Raw genomic sequence first — 3,349 nt, 5'->3', positions numbered from 1 at the left:
GCGCGCCATGCGCGGCGTCTTCGACGCCCACCTGTGCGCCACGGGCGGCTTTCCGAACTACAAGGATTTTCGTGAGGAAATTCTGAATGTTATGGACGAGTGCTATTTTACGGGGCTTATGGAAGCCGCCGGATGGAAGGTGAGCGAAGCGTGTGAAATATCCGGCCTTGGCAAAAGCCGCATCTACGCCCAGCTCAAGCGCTTTGACATCGACAAGGACTAATTTTTCCGCCCACGCTGGACACGGACACCCCACACAGCGCCGCACCCTCCACAAAAAGTGGAACAGGCCGCGGCGCGTGCGGCCACAATCTCGCCTATCTACCTGAAATCATAGCCTTTCGCTCTGTGGCACGCATCTTGTTCCTTCTGTGACAATTTGGACACGATCAGGTTTCCGTTCCAACACACACGAAACCATCTTCAAGGATTGAGAATGCACGAAACAAAGGCATCACAAACTCCCGCAAAGGGTGGCATCAAGCGCCGCAGCTTCCTCAAGTGGAGCGCCGCACTTGGTGGTGTCGCCGCCCTTTCCGGCGGCGGCCTGTTCTACGGCCTGAAGCCCGCAGTCAGCGCCCGCACCGAGGCCGAAGACATCGTCTGGACCTCCTGCAACGTCAACTGTGGCAGCCGCTGCGCCCTGCGCGCCCATGTGAAGGACGGCGTGGTTACCCGCATCGAGACGGACAACCTCGGCGACGACTCCTACGGCAACCATCAGGTGCGCGCCTGTCTGCGCGGGCGCTCTATGCGTCACCGCATCTACGCCCCGGACCGCATCAAGTACCCCATGCGCCGCGTTGGCAAGCGTGGCGAAGGCAAGTTCGAGCGCATCAGCTGGGACGAAGCCCTTGATGAAGTGGCGAAGCGCCTTGGCGACACCATCAAGAAGCACGGCAACGAGTCCGTGTACCTGAACTACGGCACCGGCAACCTCGGTGCGGTGCTCTCCAAGTCGTGGCCCACCGGCGCCACACCCATCGCCCGTCTGATGAACAGCCTCGGCGGCTACCTGAACCACTACGGCACCTACAGCGACGCCATGATCGACATGGCCCTGCCCTACACCTTTGGTGACGGCTGGGTCAGCGGCAACCCCGTGTCCGACATCGTCAACTCCAAGCTGGTGGTGTTCTTCGGCAACAACCCCGGCGCCACCCGCATGAGCGGCGGCGGCATCATCCACGACCTCATCGAGGCCCGCCAGAAGAGCGGCGTCAAGGTCATCGTTGTGGACCCGCGCTACACCGACACCGCCGCCACCGTGGCCGACGAGTGGATCCCCATCCGCCCCGGCACGGACACGGCGCTCATCAGCGCGTTGGCCTACGTGATGATTACCGAAGACCTCGTGGACAACGACTTCATCCGCCGCTGTACCATCGGCTACGATGAGGACAGCATGCCCGAGGGCGTGCCCGCAGGAAATTCCTACAAGTCCTACATCCTGGGCAAGGGCAAGGACGGCACGGCCAAGACTCCGGCATGGGCCGCCAAAATCACCGGCATCCCCCAGCGCCGCATCATCCAGCTTGCCCGCGAAATCGGCACCGCCAAGCCGTGCTACATCTCGCAGGGCTGGTCCGTGCAGCGTCAGGCCAACGGCGAGCAGAACTGCCGCGCCGTCAGCATGCTGCCCATCCTCACCGGCAACGTGGGCGTGCAGGGCGGCAACACCGGTGCACGCGAAAGCGGCTACGGCGTTCCCTTTGCCAGCTTCCCCACCCTGTCCAACCCGGTGAAGACCTCCATCTCGTGCTTCATGTGGACTGACGCCATCGAGCGCGGCACGGAAATGACCGCCACCCGCGACGGCGTCAAGGGCCGCGACAAGCTGGCAACGCCCATCAAGTTCATCTGGAACTACGCGGGCAACTGCATCATCAACCAGCACTCCGAGGCCAACCGTACCCACGAGATTCTGCAGGACGACTCCAAGTGCGAGACCATCGTCGTCATTGAAAACTTCATGACGCCGAGCGCCCGCTATGCGGACATTCTGCTGCCCGCCGTGACCAACCTTGAGGAAGACGACTTCGCCCCGCAGGGGTCTGCGTCCAAGATGGGCTACGTCATCTTTGCCGAGCACGCCGTGGAGCCTATGTTTGAGTGCCGCACCGTGTACGACATGTGCGCAGGCATCGCCAAGCGCCTTGGCGCGGAGCAGACCTTCACCGAAGGCCGCACCCGCCAGCAGTGGGTCCAGCACATCTACGACGAATCCAAAAAGCTGCTGCCCGAGCTTCCGGCCAAGCTGGAAGACGCCTTTGCCATGGGCATCTTCAAGCGCATGAACACGGAAAAGCCAAGCGTGCCCTTTAAGGACTTCCACGACAATCCGGAAAAGCACCCGGTCAAGACGCCCTCCGGCAAGCTGGAAATCTTCTCCAAGCGCCTGTGGGAACTGGGCCAGAAGTGGGAGCTTGCCGAAGGCGACGTCATTACCGGCCTGCCCGAGTACACCCCCACATGGGAAGGCGTGTCCGACCCGTTGCGCGAGGAATTCCCCCTGCAGCTCATCGGCCACCACTACAAGCAGCGCACCCACTCCACCTACGGCAACGTGGACTGGCTGAAGCAGGTTGCCCCGCAGGAACTGTGGATCAACCCGATGGACGCCGACGCCCGCGGCATTAAGCACGGCGACAAGGTCAAGGTCTACAACGGCCGTGGCACTGTGTTCACCGTGGCCAAGGTGACCCCCAGAATGATGCCCGGCGTGCTCTCACTGCCCGAAGGCGCATGGTTCACGCCCAACTCCAAGGGCGCGGACACCGGCGGCTGCGTAAACGTTCTGACCTCGCAGCGCCCCTCTCCCCTTGCAAAGGGCAACCCTCAGCATACCAATCTGGTACAGGTCGCCAAGGCGTAAAGGAGTCTGACCAATGCTCAAGAGACCTGCTTTCTATATTGATATGGAAGCCTGCACCGGCTGCAAGACGTGCATGATCGCCTGCATCGACAAGCACAACCTGCCCGAAGGCGTCCTGTACCGCCGCGTTTCCGAATATGTGGGCGGCAACTGGATCACCAATGCCGACGGCAGCTGTGACCAGAACATCTTCGCCTACTACGTGTCGCTGTCGTGCAACCACTGCGAAAATCCCATCTGCGTGCGCTCCTGCCCCACCACGGCCATGCACAAGGATGAGAACGGCATCGTCAGCGTGGACCACACCAAGTGTGTGGGCTGCCGCTACTGCGAATGGGGCTGCCCCTACTCCGCCCCGCAGTACAACCCCGAAATCGGCAAGATGACCAAGTGTGACTTCTGCCGTGACTACCTCGAAGAAGGCAAGGCTCCGGCCTGCGTCGCCGCCTGCCCCAGCAGGGCGCTCCACTACGG

General features: G+C 62.0%; 2 protein-coding genes and 1 pseudogene. All 3 read left to right on the top strand.

Annotated features, from left to right (window positions below; translation table 11 throughout):
• Positions 1 to 223, top strand: a pseudogene (locus tag ACY69P_RS15410) (hypothetical protein); the annotation flags it as partial.
• A 213-nt stretch (positions 224 to 436) separates the two neighbouring features.
• Positions 437 to 2,875 carry a DMSO/selenate family reductase complex A subunit gene (locus ACY69P_RS15405; RefSeq protein WP_462328113.1) on the top strand — a complete coding sequence of 813 codons (2,439 nt, stop codon included), beginning with the start codon at positions 437 to 439 and terminating at the stop codon, positions 2,873 to 2,875.
• 13 nt (positions 2,876 to 2,888) lie between these two features.
• A partial coding sequence (locus tag ACY69P_RS15400) for a DMSO/selenate family reductase complex B subunit (RefSeq protein WP_462328112.1) occupies positions 2,889 to 3,349 on the top strand: 461 nt, incomplete at its 3' end.

Source organism: Desulfobaculum sp., from assembly GCF_054921475.1.
Note: the sequence above shows the minus strand (reverse complement) of the source record. Positions and strands in the feature narration are given on the sequence as shown.